Here is a 19350-nt window from a genome sequence, read left to right as displayed (position 1 = left end):
CTTATACCTCCACTTCGTATGCGTTCCAAATGTTTACCACGCCTTCTGGCAGAGACAGGGCTTCCGGTTTCGCGATCATTGAATTCGTATCTCTGCGCAAGAGCTGTCGCTTGTTCAGTTGCGGAATCGGCAGCGGCCGGCGATTGACGACATGCCCTACAGGTTCCTGCCATGCTTCTACGATCACATGAGCGTTGGTGCCTCCGTCCGCAAAGCAGTTGATCGCAGCAATCGGTACGGGCGACGGCCATTCGATCAGCTCGGGGCAAAACGAGAAGCCCGCTTCTTTCCGGTCAAAGTGCATCATCTCCCGCTCTCCCGATAAGAAGGGAACGAGCTGGCGGTGACTTAGCATCAGGACCACTTTGATCAGACTCGCAATCCCTTCCGCGCATAACGGATGCCCGATATTAGGCTTGACCGAGCCTATGCCAAGCGGAGCCGTGTTGGTGGTACGGTACACGGATTGGATCGCCTTAAGCTCCAGAAGATCAGTTACCATCGAGCCCGAACCGTTCGCTTCGATATAGGAAATCTCTTCGGGTCTTTTGGCGCCTTTCGCAAGCGCTGCTTTCATAACATCCTTTTGAGTTTGCAGATTCGGGGTAGCCGGTCCTGCGGTTCGACCGTCATTGTTGAGGGCGACCGCCTTGATTACGGAGTAAATGGTATCCCCGTCTTTCAACGCTTGATCTACCGTCTTCAAGAGCACCATGCCCACTCCCTCTCCCAGAACAACGCCGTCAGCACGTTCGTCAAAAACATGGAAGAAAGGCGCTTCGCTCAAAATGCCTCGCTGTTGAAATAACCGATGAACAGCATCCGTTTCAAGAAGGCTAATTCCTCCCACGACGGCACTCTCAATATCTCCGCTGCGCAAAGCCTGGACGGCCATATTCATCCCTACGATCGCCGAGGAACAGGCGGTATCCAGCACCAGACTCGGTCCACGCAGATCGAAAAATTGCGAAAGGTTAGCCGCCAGATAATTTTGTCCTACAGCAACAATCGGATTACGCGCCTCAAGAAGACTTTCTTCCCCCGGCTTATGCTGGCTTCGGCCACCGAGATAGACGCCGACGGCTTTGCCTTTAATTTCTTCAAGGGTATACCCCGCATGATGCCAGAGCTTCAAACACTCCTCCAAAGCTACCAGCGCTTGGGGATCCATCGCTTTCACATCCTGCTCGGGAAGCAGGAAGAATGCGGGATCGAATTGGGATACGTTATCCAGCACTCCTGCATAGAAGGAGGTGGAATGTCCCCAGCGTTCTGGTGGTACGTTGTCAATCGCCGAACGTCCTTCGGACAGCAGCCTCCAGTACGCTTCGAGCGTTTCGGCTCCCGGAAAGCGGCAGGAAAGCCCCACGATTGCAATATCCTCCGTACGAGGCGAGGAAGAAGGCGTATCTTGTGCATATTCGTTCGTTTGTTTACGAGAGTTCTCCGAGATGACATACTGGGCCATCTCCCTTTCTTGCTTGCGCGGCCCCTCTGCCGCCGCATCCTTGACAATGAGAGCTAAGGCATCTGGATAGGAACTCGACAGCCATGAGGCAAATTGCTGAATAGTCGGATATTCATAAAGAATGGACGGGTCAAGATTCACCCCAATCCTCCGGTTGATGCGCTGTAACAGCTGCGCCAAAATAATGGAATCAACGCCGTATTCCTGGAATGGCTCATCCATCTCCAAATGGGCGGGATCGATCCTCAATTCTTCGGCAAACAAGCCGAGCAGCCAAGCTTCCGCTTGTGCCGAAACAAGATTTGCACCTTCATTTTCCGGACGGAGGATCTGGTCTGAGACCGCTGCAATTGCTGACTGCCGAACCGCTCCTTCCCCTTCGGCAGCTTGGCGAAGGCTTCTCCGCATGAGTCTTTCAGGGTCCCACTTGGATCGATCAACGCTGGCTGGCATAACTACAGAACTACCTTTCCCGTTAAGAATGCGCTCCAACAGCTGCAAGCCTTCTGCATTCGCAATGCTTAGCAGACCACTCTCCTTGTACACGCGATTCGTCACTTCTCCCATTCCGGCTTCCTTCCAGTTCGGCCATTGGATGCTCACGATCGGTCCATCATGTCGATGAGCTTCGGAAAAATAATCCATATATGCATTCGCCATCGCATAATCGCCCTGTCCGGCGGAGAGAGACGGAATGATCGCCGATACCGAGGAAAATAGGACAAAAAATTTCAGCGGCTCTTCGCGAAGCTCGTGGTATAAGACGTTAAGGCCAGCAATCTTAGGCTCCAGCACTTCCTGAATCTCCGCTTCTGTCTTGCGGATGAAGGCCAGCGTTGTCATATCGGTCAAGCCGGCACAGTGAAGAACTCCGCCGATCGGCCCCATTGAACGCTTGATGTCATCCAGTGCCCTTCGGACCGCAGACCGATCGGATAAACGCAAAGCCAGCACTTGTACCTGCACACCTTGCGCTTCCAGCTCCCGCACAGCTTGAATTTTTTGCCCTACTGACGTATCCGCCGCAAGGAAGTCATCCCACTTCTCACGCGGAGGCAACTCCTCGCGTCCAGTCAGGACGAGTCGTTTCACCCCGTGATGCCGTACGAAATGCCGGGCGCATAAGGCGCCAAGGCCCCGGGTCCCTCCTGTAATTAACAGAGCGTGACCCTCTGGAAAAACTGCTGGCGCTACAGCCGCCTCATCACCCTCGTGCTGTTCTTCCAAAAGGCATTTGAACCGCAAACCGTTCCTGTAGCATACCTCCGCCTCCTCGCTGCTGGCGAAGAATTCGTCGGCAATTTGCTGCGCCAAAACCCGATCATCGGTCGAAACATCCGCATCCATATGTCTAGTTCTCAAATGGCCGTACTCGCTTTGAAGCATACGATAAAGTCCGGCTCGCGCGGCTCCCGTCAAATTAATGGCAGCCGGGTTCAGATAGGATTCCAAGCCTCGAGTAACGCCGAGGAGCATGATTCCTTCTTTATGTCCGTGCTCGATCAACAATTGAAGCCACTTCATCCAAGACTGCGGCTCGTCTTCGGAAGATCCGCATCCGACAAGATCGACCAAGCCGTCAAAGCTTGTCCAATCGCAATCCAACAATTGCTCTACCTGCCGCACATTCATAATCCGATGCTGCGGGAAATGTTCGGCAACCCGTTCAGCCAATTGTTCTGTCTCCGGATCGGTCAGGATCACGACGATACGATTGCTTTTCGCTTCTGAAACAGTAGGGCAGGGTACCCAGCTTTTCGTCAAAAAGCAGGTAGTCCGTCGTTCCGGGGAAGACTCCGGCAGATTCGTATTCCCGGTGAGGACAGTGCTGTTCTTTTCGCCCCCAGCTTGCAGGTATTCAGGAAGCCAATAACGTTCCTTAGCAAAAGGGTAAGTAGGCAAAGAAATGAGTCGTGGTGCCGCATCACCATATAGCTTACTCCAGTCGATGTTCAGTCCCTTAACCCAAAGCTCGGCAAGCCTTGCATATTTTCTTTTGACGATCCATGAATCGAGAGCGAGCGCCATATCTTCATCCGCTGTAAATATCGCCAGTGTCTCATTGTTTCGGTTCGCCTTGCCCCGGTAGGACTGCTCGGTGCCGCTCCTGCCTTGCACAAACTCGTTCAACTTCTCCTCGAGCTCTGACACGGTGCCTATGATCAGTGCCAGACGTTCTTCCATACTGTTGCGTCCAACCTGCAGCGTATAAGCGATGCGGTGTAAATCCTTTTCGCCAACCTTCCCCATACGGATGGTTACCAACAGTTGTTCAGCCTGTTCCCGAAGACTCTTTTCATTCTTGGCGGATAGCACGATGATTGCCGGCCCCTGCGCGCTGGTTTCCCATTCTGACGCTGCATCCTCTTGCGGAAAATACTCCTCAATGACAACATGAGCATTGACGCCTCCGATTCCAAACGAGCTTACGCCCGCACGGCGGGGCAATTCGCGCCCTTGCTTGTCCCGTAACGCCTGCCAATTCTCCGTGTTCTGCACGATGTAGAACGGACTGTCTTTCAGTTGAAGGTAGGGGTTCAGCGTCTCGCTGTGCAAGCTTTTCACCAAGGTTTTATGCTTCATTTGCAGCAAAATTTTGATAACGCCCGAGATGCCAGCGGCTAGCTCCAGGTGACCAATATTACTCTTCACCGAGCCCAAGCCGCAGCGATGATCCCCCATTTCCGAATCGTCAGTAGTGGCATACAACTCTTTGAACGCCGCTTTCAAGCCGTTGATCTCGATCGGATCTCCCAATTCGGTTCCCGTCCCATGGGCTTCGATGTACGTAACAGTCCTTGGATTCACGCCAGCTTTCTTGTAGGCCCTAATCAATAAATCAGCCTGCGCTCTCGGATTCGGAGAGGTCAGCGTATTAGCGCGTCCTCCATGATTTTCTGCGGTACCGCGAATCACCCCATAAATTGGATTCCGGTCTCGCTCTGCATCTTTTAGTTTTTTGAGAACGATCATCCCTACGCCTTCCCCTCTCACGTAACCATCCGCAAGGTTGGAGAAGGTTCTGCAGCGTCCATCGGCGCTCAACATGCCCGCTTTGCTGTAGCTGATATGGGCTTCTGGTGTCACAATTGTATTCACTCCGCCCACAATCGCCATCTCGCAATCTCCGCTCTGAATGGCTGAAGCTGCGCGGTGTATCGCTACAAGAGAGCTTGAACATGCCGTTTCGACCGGCTCGCTAGGGCCGTGAACATTTAAAAAATAGCTCAATCGATTCGGTCCGACCGAAGGAATCATGTTCCCCATCGTGGAATGGCCTTCAATCGGCAAATCGGCTTTGTGAAACAAATCCTTATATCCCGTATTCCCCGTCCCGACAAACACCGCCGTAGATGTTCCTGAAAGGCTCTGTGGGGAAATTCCCGCATCTTCGATTGCTTTCCAGGCATAAGTCATAAGAAGTCTTTGCTGAGGATCGATAAACTGGGCTTCCCTCGGCGAAATACCGAAGAACAGCGGATCGAATTCAGCCACGCCTTCGATAAACCCGCCCCATTTTATGTTCGTCTTGTTGACATCGCTGGCCGGATCTCCGTCATATTCGCGCCAATCCCAGCGATCTTTAGGGATTTCAGTGATGCAGTCCTTTTCTTCGATGAGATTTGCCCAGAATTCGTCGATGTCGCCCGCACCGGGGAATTTCCCGCTGATACCGATAATGGCAATAGGTTCGAATTCCGCCGTCTTATTGGGCTCCGCTAGTTGGGTAAAACGGTTTCTTCGACGGCTCAATATTTTATTTAAACTTGTATTCGAGACAGCAGGCTCTGCGGCTCTGCTTTCCACCGCCGCTACAGTGACAATTTCCGTCTGTGACGATGCTTTGCGGCTGTTCAATACGTCCCCGTACTCGCTGACTAGAAACTCCGTCAGATCTCTCAATGTTCCATACTCGAAAAAAACAGTCGGGGCAAGCTCGAGCGGATAAGCCTCATTAATTTGATTGGCAAAGACGGTAAACGAAATCGAATCGAATCCATATTCGCCAAGCTCCGTGTCCGCATCGAGATCCTGCAAAGAAACCTTGAGCAGATTTGACACCATCTGCTTAAGGGAATCTTGGAGTTCGTTGCGCAGGTCCCCGGTTTTCACGTCTGAATTAATCCTGCCTGCCTCGCTACTCCGATTCCCTTGTGTTGATTTTGGCGTTGGCGCTGCCAATATTTTTTGCTTGATCTTATGCCGATTGCCTTCAACGACAAGGACCTGGGTTTTCCCTGACGCGTAAGCGTCATATAGGGCTTGGATACCGGTCTCCGTTTGCATCGGAGCCAGTCCAAGATTCTGCATGATCAGCTTCTCGGTCTCTGCATCAACCTGCATCCCCCCTTCTTTCCAAAGGGGCCAGTTCATCGAGAGCGCTGTTCCTGTTCGCAGCGATTGCCTGGTCAACTCGTTTCTGTACCCGGCGTAAGCGTCCATGAATGCATTGGCTGCGACGTAGTCCGCCTGGCCGGGGTTGCCTAAGATTCCTGAAATAGATGAGAAAACAAAGAAGAAATCCAGCGCCAGCTCCCTGCTCGCCTCGTCCAAGTGCACCAAGCCGGATACCTTTGGAGCCATCACATCGATCAGCTCTTCTCTCGTCTTCTTGGCAATGACATTGTCCTGTATGATTCCCGCGCCGTGAATGATGCCGTCGAGATGACCGTACTCGCTCACGATCTCCCCGATCAACTGCCGAACAGCTTCAGCGTCGGTTACATCCAGCTGCTTGTACACTACCTGCAACCCCATAGCTCGAAGCATCTCCACCTGATGCTCCTTGTCTCCTCCCAAGGAACCGCGTCCCGTAAGGATCAAGGATGCATGCGGAGCTTTTTCGCCAATTTCCTTAGCGAACAGCAGTCCTAGCTTGCCCGCTCCTCCAGTAATGAGATATACCCCGCGGTCTTTCCACGGCAAGCCCGCATCCTTCCTCGGCTTTTGGTCCATTTCCCGCCATTCGGTTACGTAGCGTGTTCCGTCCACATAGCGAATATGATTATCGCCTGGATTTATTGCGTTTTCCTTCAACATCGCCGGAATGTTCACATTGTGAAGATCGTCGGAAATTTCAATTAACTGTCCGCTTAGCTTCGAATGTTCCAGTCCAGCCGTTTTCAGCAGTCCGGCAAGCCCACTGTAAATCTGTTCCTCACCCTGATGACAAACAACCGTCTGAATCAACAGATACCCCTCAGGCTTGGAAAGCAGTATGGCCTTGATGCGACCAAACACCTCGTCAGCATACGCTTCGAAGCGCTTGGAAGGCGTTCCAATTCGTGAATCCAAACAGATGATCTCGGCGTCCGGCAGATGGGATATTATGCGATCCCTCATAGCAGCTGCTGTATCGCACAGGAAAAGTAGATGCTTGTTATACTCGTATATGGGCTGCTCGGAAGCTGCCAGACGTTCCACCCAGATCGGTTCAAGCAACAAACGTTCGAGCTTGGACGAGGAATCCGTGAACGACTGACCCCCGCCTTCTAGCACTCTAGCCGAGAAGCCTCTGATCTTGATGCGCAGCACTCCCAATTCATCGCACAGATCGACATCAACGCGTTGTACCGGGTCACCAACCAAATTTCCTTGGCTGAATCGGGCATATGCCCACATTTGGGAGGTACATGGGCCATACACTTCCAACTCCTCCAGAGCAAAAGGCAACAATAGCTTATCCTTGGCTCCCCCTTGCATGATGCAGATCGTGGCGGTCTGAAGAGCCGAATCCAATATGCTGGGATGCAGCACATAGGAATCCAGCGTTTTAACGACCGAGGCGGGCAGAACCAATTTCGATAGTATTTGCCTCTCGCCTACGTACAGGCTTTGTATGCCTTGAAAACCCGCACCAAAGGAGATACCGAGACTACGTGCATCCTCGTAAAAAGCTGTGGAAGACAGCTCGCCCGCCTTGCAGCGATTCTGCAATTCATTCAGATCCCATGTCTGGGCCTGCGATGCCTCCATCCTTTCCGCCATGCCCTGACCATGCACAACCGCGTGATCCTCAATAGCCGAAAGACTATAGATTTCGTAGCCGATTTTCCCGTCCTCTTCTGGGAATAAGCCGATATGCACCTCGATGGGCGTATCGCCTGAGACGATTGGTTGAATCCATACTACATGCTTCAAACGGATTCCCGCTTGCTCCTGCTGGGTCCTTCCTAGCGACAGCTGGATGGCCGCTCGGGCCATCTCCAAATAAGCGACCCCAGGTAGAACTGGATTTCCCCGCACCACGTGATCGGCCAAAAAGAATTCCTTCCCCGTAAAGGTGGAGCTGAACCGCTGTTCCAGCAAATCTGATGTATTAAGATGCAGCAAAGGATGCAGACAGCTGACTTGTCCTTTTTCCGATGCCGCTGCCAACGCTGAAGCTGTGACACGCTTCGAGTCGGGCCGAGGAATCGGGAAACGTTCCTGGGCAAAAGGATACGTCGGCACGCTCATCCGGCGGGGTCTCGCCCCCTGGTAAAGCAGCGTCCAGTCGACGGCCATTCCCCGGCTCCACGCCTCAGCCAGCTTGCTTAATTTGCCTCTGGTGATCCAGCCACGAACCAGCGCCGCGCTGTCTTCTTCATCCTCCAGCAATGAACCCCCTTCTTGCTTGCTTTCCCCTTCAAAGGTGTTAAGGCTCCGTTTGCCGACCTGCCCTTGCAGATAGGCCTGCAGCTGGCGCTTCAGCTCCTCCGCTTGCTGCGCGACAAACGCCACCCGGCTGTCCATCGCTTCCCTTCCCACTTGGAAGGTGTAGGCCAGTTCCGACAGACTTCCGCTCTCTAGTCTGCATGCTTGCACGAAGTCCAGCAGCGTCTCGACATATGCTCTTAGCCGCTCCTGGTTTTTAGCCGACACGGGGATGATATACGGACCGCTGCCCGTCTCTTCCCTTTCCGCTCTCCGATACGCCTCGAAGATCGCGTGCGTGTTCGTTCCCCCGAGTCCAAAGGAGCTTAGCGCCGCCCGATGGGCATCCTCTCTTGCTTCCAGCCTTCTCCGGCTCTCCACCACATAGAACGGCGAGTTATCCAAATCCATATTCGGGTTCGGTTCCTTGTAGTTGATCGTCGGTGCCAGCTCGCCATGATACAAGCTCATCGCGACCTTAATACAGCCCGCCATTCCGGCCGCCGTGTCCAGATGGCCGATGTTCGTCTTCACCGAGCCGATTCCGCAATACTGCTTCTGCTGCGTATGCTCCCGGTACACCGTGTTTAGTGCCGACAGCTCAATCGGATCGCCAAGCTTTGTCCCCGTTCCGTGCGCTTCGATGTACGAGATGCTCTCCGGATCAATGCCGGTCGTCTCCAGCACCTGACGGATCACGTCCGCCTGGCCTTTGACGCTCGGCGCGTAGAAGCCTACCTTATCTGCTCCGTCGTTATTCAGCCCGATGCCTCGGAGCAGCGCATAGATGTGATCGCCGTCCGCTACCGCATCGGCGGCTTTCTTCAGCAGAACCACCGCTGCGCCTTCCCCTCCTGCCATGCCGTCCGCCGACTCGTCGAACGCCTTGACATGTCCGTCGCTGGAGAAGTTCAGGCCCGCTTGATGCACATAGCCGATGCCTGCATCGGTATGCAGGGTCGCTCCGCCGACGAGCGCATACTTCGCCTCGCCCAACTGCAAGCTCCGATATGCCGAATAGAGACCGACTAGCGAGGAGGAACAGTTGGCATTCACAAAGTAACTCGGACCTTTCAGGCCTAGCTTGTGGGAGATCATCGTCGGGATCGTGCCGCTCTGTGCCAGCACCCAGGACACATAGCCGTCCGGTGTTCCCAGACTCTCCGTCGACTCCTCGGGGAGCAAAGAGCGGTACCCATTGTTGCTGGCTGTCATAAACACGCTTGTTTGCGGAATCTCCCTCGCCACGTATCCGGCGTCTTCTACCGCCTTCCAGGCATGCAGCAGCAGCAGCCTCAGCTGCGGATCCATAAAACCGGCATCCTTCGGCGAGAGGTTAAAGAAACCCGGATCGAATCGGTCTTTGCCTTCAATCGTAGACTGCACGGGCACGTAGGCCGCATTCTCCGCCAGCTCCTCCGATACGCCCAGCTCCCGAAGTTCTTCTTTCGTAAAGAACGTCAGGCTCTCCTTGCCTGTGAGCAAATTGTTCCAGAACTCAAAGTGATTCCCCGCCCCCGGAAACTCGCAGGAGATGCCGATAATCGCCAGGCTATCCCGATACGCTCCGGGCAGCTCCGAACCCTGGTTTTCGGAAGGCTCCCCTTGAAGCACGCTGTCTTCGGAGCTGCCGTCTTCCAGCGCTTGCTCTCTCACCGTATCTAATGCTGCTTGGCCCTTCTGTTGCCGGGCAATATAGGCGGATATCGCTTGAACGGTCGGGTATTCGAACAGGTCCATCGCGGTGAACTTACACGCCAGCTCTTTCCGAATGCGGTCAGCTGCAGCGACTGCAAGCAGCGAGTCCCCGCCGACATCGAAAAAACCATCGCGGCTGCCAATTCCCTCGACCTGCAGCACTTCCTGCCAAATCGCCAGAACAGCCTCTTCCACTCGGGATTCCGGCAAGCTTGTGGCGTCCGCTCGCTGTACGGTCACCCTCCGGGCCTCGAGTTCCTTGCGGTCGATCTTTCCGCTCGGCGTCAGCGGCATTCGGTCAATGCGAAGGACATGGGCAGGCACCATATAGTCGGGCAAACCCACCTTCAGGTGACTTTGCAGCTCGCCTGCTGTTGGAGCGGTCTTGTCCTCGCGGGCGGTATAATACGCAACGAGCGTCTTATGCTCCCCGGACTGCTTAACGACCGCGACGGCGTCTTCGATGCCAGAATGCTCGCCGAGCCGGCTTTCAATATCTCCGAGCTCAATGCGGAAGCCCCGCAGCTTCACCTGATTGTCGATCCGTCCCAGATATTCGATGTGTCCGTCCGGCAGCCATCGTGCCAAATCGCCTGTCCGGTACAGCTTCGTACCTAGTTGGAACGGGTTGTCGACGAACTTTTCTGCTGTCAGCGCTGGCTGGTTATAGTAGCCTCTGGCCAACCCGTCGCCTGCAATGCATAGCTCGCCGGGGCTGCCGATTGGCACCGGCCGCAGTTTGTTATCAACGATATACACTTGCGTGTTCGCAATCGGCCTTCCGATCGTTATAGGCTCTTCCGATTGAATGAGGTGAACCGTAGACCAGATTGTCGTTTCAGTAGGCCCGAACATATTCCATGCTTCCGTGCCCGTACTTACGAAATACTGTTTCAGCTTAGATGGCAGCGCTTCGCCTCCACATAGCGCTTTGACCCGCTCTTCATTTTTCCAGCCCGTTTGAAACAACATCGACCATGTAGCCGGCGTAGCTTGGATAATGGTCGGCCGAACCGCTTGAATTTCCTTCATCAGCTTTTCCGCATCTTTACTTACGTCCGACTTGCAGAGATAACATTGAGCGCCCATCAGCAAAGGCAAAAACAACTCCAAGCCGGCGATATCAAAGCAATAGGTGGTTACCGCAAGCAAGCGATCCTCGGCCCCTAGCCCAGGCTTTTGAGACATGGAAAACAAAAAATTGACGAACGATCTGTGAGAAATCATAACGCCTTTAGGTTTTCCTGTACTTCCAGAGGTATATAGCACGTATGCTAAATGATCCGGTCTCACATTTTGCTTTAGAGTACGGCCTTCAGCACTTTGTATAATTTCCCTCCCATCTTGGTCTAATAAAATGACTTTCTCTACCCTTCCGAACAGTTTGTTTCGAAGTTCGGATTGTGTCAGCAGAACAGACGCCTTGCTGTCTTCTAGCATGTATGCGAGCCGTTCTTCGGGATAATCAGGATCTAGAGGAACATAAGCAGCACCAGCTTTCAAAATCCCCAGCAAGCCAACAATCATGTCCAGCGAACGCTCTACGCAGATGGCTACTGTACGGTCGGGAACAATATCTAGCGTTTGCAAATAAATGGCCAAAAGCGTGCTTTTCTCGTCGAGTTCACGGTACGTGAGTGATTCGTTACCGCAGACTGCTGCAATCGCGTCCGGCGTCTTTCCTACTTGCCGCTCGAACAACTCATGGATGCACGCATTCGGATAAACGGCTTGGGTGGCATTCCACTGGTGAAGAACGGTGTATTCCTCTTTCTCTGAAAGCAAAGAGTATTGATCTAAAGCTAAAGCAGGATTTCGAATCAGCGATTCCATAAGATTCATGTAGGAGTCGCCTAACTTTTCAACTGTCGGAACGTCAAATACATCTGCGTCGTACTTGATGTTCAACGCCATCCGATCTTCCTCATCCCATAGCTCGAAAATCAGTTCAAATTCGCCTTCCTGATGAAGGCCATCTACGAATTCAACGGAAAAGTCCAATGCATATTCGTTTATCAGCTTCTTATAGCTAGTCGATTGCAAGAAGTTTTGCGAGTAAAAGGCCGTTTGGAACAGAGGTGATGCTCCCAGGGACAACCTATTTCTGTCCTGTACCATTCGTGGCAGCGGATAGACGGCATGATCCATCCCATCAAGCATAGTAAGCTGCAAGTTTTGAAGGAACTCTAGAAAAGTAGCCTGTTCCTGAATCTGCTCTCTGATCGGAATCATATTCAGAAAATTCCCAATCATAGACTCAAAACGTTCTTCGGGCCGCGTCATGACCGGCATGCCAACAATTACATCCTCTTGGCCCGCATACCTGTTCAATAAAATCATATAGCCAGCCAACAGTACGGTCGTCATGCTTATGGAATGGTTGGAAGCAAACGATTTGATTGCGTTCGCGAGTTCGGCAGAAATCAGTTTGCTGCTGGTTTGCCCGTTCCTGCTCTGTCTAGACGTTTTGGACCGATCCGTGGGCAACTGTAGGTTAGGCAGGGTTTCGGATAACTGCTGTAACCAGTAGGATCGGTGTTTTTCGACTGCTTCGCCCGACAACATATTCTGCTCCCATGTCACGTAATCGTCGTAGGTTTCTGTTGAAGGTTGAGCTATCGGTATCTTTCCTTGCACAAGCTGCTTGTAACCGTCCAGCAAGCTATGCATAAACGTTATCGAAGAAATGCCGTCAAATATAAGATGATGAATCACCACAAGCAGATAATGCTCTTCTTCAGATCGCGAGAACATATACATGTTCAACAAAGGACGGCCTTCGGCAACAAAAGGCTTTTTTGCCTTTTCTTTGAGATGAGGGATAACTTCGCTCTCTTTCAGCATCGAGATATCCTCCATTGTCATCGACAATGATTCGGAAGGATGAATCGTTCTGCGTGGGACTCCATCTACTTCTTCAATGACACTTGTCAAGATCGGATGCTGCTCGAGTACATATCTCAAAGCCAGCTTTAATTTCTCGATATCTAACTTGAAGGCAAACCGGAAGCCTAGAGGAATGTGGTAAACGTTAGATTCAGGATCCATTTTCTGTAGAATCCACAATCCTTTTTGCACCTCGGAAAGCTGTCCCCGTGACGCTCGTTTCTCTCCGCTCTCCTTGAAGGCTACTTCATTCCCGTTGACACCTGGCGCTGCAGCGTGCTGTTCCGTCGTCTTCATAAATACACGCTCCGCCAATAATTCAAGCGTCGGATGCTTATACAGCTCCCTAGCCGTCATCTTGATCCGGTAACTCTTTTCGATGAGGCGAAGGAGTTTCATCATCTTAATGGAGTTCACGCCGAGGCTGAGGATATTCGTACCCGCCTCCGTCCAGTCCCTACTTATCCCTAGTTCCTCTTCAAAGCAGCGGACCAGCTCTTTCCAAATGGCCTCTGGGGTCCACCTGACCTCTTCTCTGACAGCTAATTGGCTGCGTGCCTGCAAAACCGCCCGTGACATCCGCTCCAGATTCTCCTGCAAACCGGCAAATTCCCCGCTTTCAAAGGCTTTTCTTAGCTGAGGACGCTGAATTTTACCGATCGCTGTTTTGGGAATCGCGTCATGATCCAATGGCAACACATACTCTGGAGCTATGCCAATCGTCATAGCAACATGAGTGCGAATCGTTTGAAGAAGCTCCGTCATTTGAAATTCGTCCAACGAACGGGACGGCACGAAGAAGATCGCCAATTGCTCCGTCGCATCTTCCTGCATGCGGATCGCGCAAGCGGCCGTATAAGAAGTTTCAATTTCCGGAAGCTCCTCGACAGCGGACTCGATCGCGTAGCTGTAATAGTTGACACCGTTAATGATAATGGCATCTTTAGTCCGACCCGTCAGGGTTAGACGTCCTTCGCGCATAAAGCCAAGATCTCCCGTCTCAAACCAGCCGTCCTCTGTAAATACACTTTGATTTAGCTCAGGCTGTCGGTAGTACCCGCTGGTAACAGACATGCCTCTAACTTGCAGTCGACCGATGGAGCCTTCGGACATCAATTGATGGTGATCATCAACAATCCGAATCGATAAGCCTGGAATCGGCAAGCCGACCTCCACGAAATCGTCTTCGTCGCGAGTGGTGCTGCGCATAAACCGATTTGAAAAAATGACGCCAGAGGAAGTTTCGGACATTCCCCAAGCTGGGCGAATGGCGTCCGCGGGCAGTCCTTGAGGCTCCAGCAATGCCAAAAAGGTACGCCCTACCTTAGCCACTGTGGCTTCTCCACCGTTAAACATGTAGCGCATCGAGGAAAGGTCCCATTTGCGGTTGCTGATTTCTTCCGAATAATCGTTCACGAGTCCAAAAGCAAAATTCGGTGCCCATGTGACGGAAGCCCGGTAACGGTTGATCCCGTCCAGCCAACTCAAAGGATCAAGCAAGATGCTCTGGCCCGTAACGTTGATCTCTTGACAGCCGAGGTACACATCACGCAAATGCATCATAAAAATTCCGCCAACATGATCGAACGGCATCCAGTTGAAGGTCACATCCTGATTGGAAAATCCATACATCTGGATCATGCCTTTGACCATACTTAGAACATTGCTGTGACTCAACATGACAGCCTTAGGGGCCCCTGTACTTCCAGAGGTTAAGGCTAATATCGCCAGATCCTCCGTCAGGGCTTGATGCCAGTGGTTCGCCTTTTCAAATGCCAAAAGCTCCTCGATAACAAGCCATCGAATCTGATTCAGCCCCATCATGTCTGCCCAGTCCTTCAGTTCAGGCAGCATCTCCCGGTTGGTGAGAATCGGCGGGTGATCCAGAATAACCCAAGCATCATGCAGCTTTTGGGCTGCGCTGCCCCTCTCTGCATAAGTTGGAGCAACAGCCAGAGGAGCGGGAACACATCCGGCCAATGCGCATCCCCAAAACGCTGGGATGAACTGCTCATTATCGGCAAGCTGCATCAGCACCGCATCCTGCGGCCGCAGACCTGAATGGAGAAGCCCCTGTACGACACGTCTCGCGTCATCCCATAGGCTGCCATACGATTGTTGCACTTCCGAGCCATCGGAAAGCAGATAGACGATTCCTCGACTTTCTCCATACGCTCGAGCCGTTCTATTCAAGGTCTCGGCAAGAGTGACCGGATGTTGTTCCTCCGATATTAGTTCCTCTCCATGAGAGATTGATGTGTGAGTATGTACTGTGGGTTCTATGGAAATCTGATCATTTCTCATAACTACCTCCATTTACTCCGCTATGAAATCGAATTACGAACCGTATAATTCAGATATCCTTTTTTTCACATCTTCATGATGAAACGTTTTTTCGTGCATCGCTAGCTCTTGTTGTATCGTTTTGGACAGTTGCTCGCGAAGCGGAGCGACGAGATGTTCCTTTAACGTCACCAACGAGTATCTTGGCTTTTCTGCCAGCTGCCGGGCCAACTCCAAGGCATGGCTTAAGACCTGATTGCGGGGTAAAACCGGAATGGCGATTCCGCGTTTCTCGAGGTCGGCCCCTCGGTAATTCCCTGCATTCATAAGCATTTCCTGAGCGAGAGTAAAGCCTAATTTTTGCGGGACGATATAAGTAGCTCCCATACCGGGCGTAAATCCATACCTCATGAAGTTCGTCGTGTATAGGCTCTCCCGGCTCAATATGACAAAATCTGCAAATAAACCCATCACGAAGCCTCCTCCAATTCCGTGCCCCTGCATAGCGGCAATAACGGGAATGGGACAGTCCAAGGCTAGAGAATACAGGCTATCGTCCGTAAATTTTATTGAGCCTTGCTGAATTTTTAACAAGCCTTCCTGCGTTCCGCCGGTTGAAAAATAACTGTCATATCCGGTTAGAATCACAGCTTTATAATGGGGATGGGAGCGGATCATCTCGAAGGATTGATTTAACCCCTCGATCAACTCCTTGGAAAAGGCATTTCGATGCGTTCTATCCTGCATCTTTACTTGCACGATTTCCGGCTCAATTTCAAGCAGCTCAACTACAGAAAACATCATCGCCTCCTCCTTCCAAGCATCTTCGGTTCCTCTCCTACTGCCTACTCATTCATCCTCCCACGGGAACTTTCCCGTGCGTACGTAGCGGATGATACCTTCTTGATTGCGGGGGACAGAGAACATCTCCTTATTCGCATTCAGGGCTAGTACCTTTGCACTTTGCAGGCTATCATCCAGGCTTGTGGCATAATCTTTATACGAGGCGATTCCCGTCTTGGATAGCCGTCTGAGACGCAATAAATGTTTGCGCAGCAACCCTTCGCTCTGCGTTTCGTATGCATCCACCAGTCCCCAGGCAGCGGCCTGTGAGCCAGAGAACGATTGAGTTGTTAACGTCAAATAATGGGCTCTTTGAAACCCGACCCGACGTGTGAGAAAGGGAAGCACGCAAGCGGGATAAAGGCCGAACAGCATCTCAGACAAGCTGAACTGCGCCGTTTCATCCGCAATGACGATATCGCTGGCTGCGACAAATCCTACGCCTCCGGCATTCACTTTCCCGCGAACATGAGCGACAGACACATATGGCCCCAATGCCAGCTTCAGCCATACTCTATACAACGGTTCCGGATCGTGAACATGGTCCAGGCTGCTGCTCCATTCCTCCTGCAATTCTTGAAAATCAGCTCCGAAACAGAACACTTCGGGCAACCCTTCTAAAACGACGACGTTAGCCGTGTTGTCACAAATCGTCAGAATGTGCAAGCATTCTTGAACGAACCGATCATTGATCGTGTTATTGGCTTCAGGACGATGAAACCTAATGAAACAGATCGACTCCTGAAAACGGACTTGCAGGGTTTGATAGTTCATCACATCCATATATATTTACGATGAAACTCGGAAATTTCGTTCAGATACAATCTCCCGCTGGAAGCATTCATAATTCCCGGGATCCATTCAAGATCTAATTTCGCGTTACGGGTCCCAAACCGAATCGCCCGATTTCCCTTGAATATATCTTCATACTCGTCCAGAGACAGACGATAGCGTTCGTCCAAATGCCGCGACAGTCCGAATCTCCGCTGGCGCTCCAATCCTTGCGGCGTAACTACGCCGCTGAAAAATTCGGAGCAACAGCCCGATCCGTAGGAGAAACATCCAACGCGCTTCGGAGAATCCATTCTGGCGTGATCGATCGTACTAGCCAGTGACAGCAATAACGTCGCCCCCATGATGTTGCCTACCCGTTGACAATAGGTCATGCCTGGCTTTACGCGCTTAATAAAATCGGCTTCAATTTCATCGTTGTTGGCTTTTGCTATCCTGCGCATCATTGTCCGATGAGCCCCTTTTACCATCCCTCCGAAAGGGGTGTGAAAGGCCAGATAATGAAATGTGCTTCTATAATCAGCTTCAGGCACCCGACGCTTGTATTCCATATAAGTTTGCTCACAGCAGTCCAGATAGGACATCAAGGACAGATCCGCATCCCCAGCCTCGCTGTCCGGAGCTGGCCGACAGGTATCCATAACTTCATAGCCGTAATAGCCATTCGCCCCCACGTCCGCTTGAAATACAATGGGATTCTCGCCAACCAATACGGCTACGGCGCCAGCTCCAGCGCTTGGCTCGGAATAGGACCAATCCTCACTTAGAGCGTCGCCTCCTTCGACTGCCAGAAACCGCGAGATATCGCTGGCAATGACCAGAGCCTTCGCTCCGGGTGAGGTTTGAGACAAAATAAAGTTAATGGCCATCTGATAGCCGGCTGTTCCCGAATAGCAGGCTTGTTTGATCTCAAACAAACGGCAGTTCCGAGGAAGCTCTAGATAATGATGAATATAAGTGCTAAGAGATTTTCCGAAATCAATGCCTGATTCCGTACACGTAATAAGCAGCTCGATCCGGCTCTTTTCGGCCTCGGTTAAAGAATCGAGAATGGGTTTTGCCGCATTAACACCGAAAGTAACCGGATCTTCATAAGGCAACGCCACGGCCTTCTCTTTCATCAACAAATTCTCGAATCGGGCCGTATCCAGATTGCGGTGTTTTACCAATTGCATGACATCCAAGTAAGCCGTGCCGCCAAAAATATTGATCGCTTCTATTCCCGCAGAAACCATCGCGAACCTTCCTTTCACATACACATTCAAATGTTTTGCAAACAAACGGCTGTATTGATTCCGCCAAAGCCCAAACTTAAGTTTAAAGCATTCGTTATTCCGCAAGTGATGGATTGATCTCCAACCCAGTTCAGGCCGGGGTCCAAGGGGTCCTCCAAATTTCTAGAGGGATGCAGGCGGGATTCCCGCATTTGCAATAAGGTTGTGACGAGTTCTACCGCACCTGCCGCCGTGAGGCCGTGACCGGTAATAGATTTGGTCGTATTCAACCTGACATGCGAAAGTCCGCAATCGCGAATCGCCTTGAGTTCTGTCTCGTCTCCAATCAGGGAACCCGAACCATGAGGATTCAGATAATCAATCTCTCTGGCAGAAAGTCCAGATTGCTTGAGTACGCTCTTAATGACTTGAACTTCTCCATTCAGAGAAGGATTCGGGTTTCTATTGGCATCCATCTTCACTGCCCAACCCGTAACGGCCGCATAGGGCTTGACCTGACGGCTCTTGGCCGTCTCTGCCCGCTCAATTACCAAAGCTCCGCACGATTCTCCATAGATGAAACCATCTCGGTTGCGGTCAAACGGTCGGCAGGCCAGCGCGGGATGATCTGGATAGCGGTCGGTTCCCATTGCCCCTAACGCTCTTAATGCCTGACATTCCAGATAAGAAAGATCCATCAGAGCTCCTAGCGCAATACAAATATCCACCTGACCAGACATTACCGCTTGCACCGCTTGAATGACGGCGAGCTGACCGCTTGCCGAAGCTCCACCCAGCGTATAAGCCAGTCCTTGAATCCCGAATTGTTCCGTACACAGTCCGCAAAGATCGCTGTCCATAAACGACAGCCCATAAGAAGGGGGGATGAATTCAGCACGGTCACGGTAAGTCTCGAAGGTTTGAACCATCTCTCTTTGTTGAACATTTGACCCTCCGATAATGAGTCCAATGCGACTTGGATCGGCCAAATCCAATTTTGCATCCACCCAGGCTTCGTATAAGGTAACCAGGGACACCTGCCCTGAGAAAGATGCCTTTCGCAGCAGCTTGCTCGAAATCGCTTCGAGACCCGACAAAGTAGAAATTTCAGAGCCTATAAATCGGCTTTCCTTCTGCCTGCCTGGACGCTGCATGACATGAAAGGCTGTACGGCCAGACAAGAGCGCCGGCCAATAATCCTTCTTTCCTTGGCCGATAGACGCTGTCACGCCTACTCCTGTCACAAGCACATCAGGCCGATTGGAGTTTCCCATGCAGCACCTCGACCAGTTCGCCTATATTGCTGACTCCAGCCAATTCTACGCGAGGGATGCGAAGAGATAGTTCTTCAAGCACCATGCTAATAATCTCGGCGCGTTCCACCGAATCCGCTCCCAAATCCGACAGCTTGTCCCCAAATTGAAACGAATGCTCCTCCAGTCCGGGAAGAACCTGGCGGATGTTGCGGATCAATATTTCAACAATAATTTCTTTATTCATTCATGCTTCCTCCTCGAAATATGATGTTGA

At 51.8% G+C, this 19350-nt stretch carries 5 protein-coding genes and 3 pseudogenes; all 8 read right to left on the bottom strand.

Features of this window, described 5'->3' with window-relative positions; genetic code table 11:
• Position 1: 1 nt before the first annotated feature.
• Positions 2-652 (bottom strand): annotated as a pseudogene (locus tag AC50YO_RS02090) (beta-ketoacyl [acyl carrier protein] synthase domain-containing protein); the annotation flags it as partial.
• 45 nt (positions 653-697) lie between these two features.
• Positions 698-1372, bottom strand: a pseudogene (locus AC50YO_RS02085) (beta-ketoacyl [acyl carrier protein] synthase domain-containing protein); the annotation flags it as partial.
• Between the two features lie 186 nt (positions 1373-1558).
• Positions 1559-14992: pseudogene (locus tag AC50YO_RS02080) on the bottom strand (amino acid adenylation domain-containing protein); the annotation flags it as partial.
• 33 nt (positions 14993-15025) lie between these two features.
• A complete protein-coding gene (locus AC50YO_RS02075; RefSeq protein WP_494842611.1) occupies positions 15026-15775 on the bottom strand; it encodes a polyketide synthase in 750 nt (249 codons plus the stop codon).
• Positions 15776-15820: 45 nt separating this feature from the next.
• Complete coding sequence (locus tag AC50YO_RS02070) at positions 15821-16588, bottom strand: enoyl-CoA hydratase/isomerase (RefSeq protein WP_494842609.1); 768 nt, start codon at positions 16586-16588, stop codon at positions 15821-15823.
• On the bottom strand, positions 16588-17841 hold the full coding sequence (locus AC50YO_RS02065) for a hydroxymethylglutaryl-CoA synthase family protein (protein ID WP_494842607.1): 1254 nt from the start codon (positions 17839-17841) through the stop codon (positions 16588-16590). Before AC50YO_RS02065 ends, AC50YO_RS02070 begins: the two co-directional genes overlap by 1 nt.
• 26 nt (positions 17842-17867) lie before the next feature.
• The gene (locus AC50YO_RS02060) at positions 17868-19094 is read right to left on the bottom strand and encodes a beta-ketoacyl synthase N-terminal-like domain-containing protein (protein WP_494842605.1); all 1227 of its coding nucleotides are present in this window, start codon (positions 19092-19094) and stop codon (positions 17868-17870) included.
• Positions 19072-19320: an acyl carrier protein gene (locus tag AC50YO_RS02055; protein ID WP_494842603.1), complete on the bottom strand. Its 249-nt coding sequence runs from the start codon at positions 19318-19320 to the stop codon at positions 19072-19074. Before AC50YO_RS02055 ends, AC50YO_RS02060 begins: the two co-directional genes overlap by 23 nt.
• Positions 19321-19350 lie beyond the last annotated feature (30 nt).

This window comes from Paenibacillus sp. J22P59 (assembly GCF_059383895.1).
This window is presented reverse-complemented; position numbering and strand designations above follow the sequence as displayed.

Bases quoted from the DNA above. Each gene is read 5' to 3' on its own strand.
- AC50YO_RS02075 (WP_494842611.1), bottom strand. From the start codon at position 15,775: ATGATGTTTTCTGTAGTTGAGCTGCTTGAAATTGAGCCGGAAATCGTG.
- AC50YO_RS02070 (WP_494842609.1), bottom strand. From the start codon at position 16,588: ATGAACTATCAAACCCTGCAAGTCCGTTTTCAGGAGTCGATCTGTTTC.
- AC50YO_RS02065 (WP_494842607.1), bottom strand. From the start codon at position 17,841: ATGGTTTCTGCGGGAATAGAAGCGATCAATATTTTTGGCGGCACGGCT.
- AC50YO_RS02060 (WP_494842605.1), bottom strand. From the start codon at position 19,094: ATGGGAAACTCCAATCGGCCTGATGTGCTTGTGACAGGAGTAGGCGTG.
- AC50YO_RS02055 (WP_494842603.1), bottom strand. From the start codon at position 19,320: ATGAATAAAGAAATTATTGTTGAAATATTGATCCGCAACATCCGCCAG.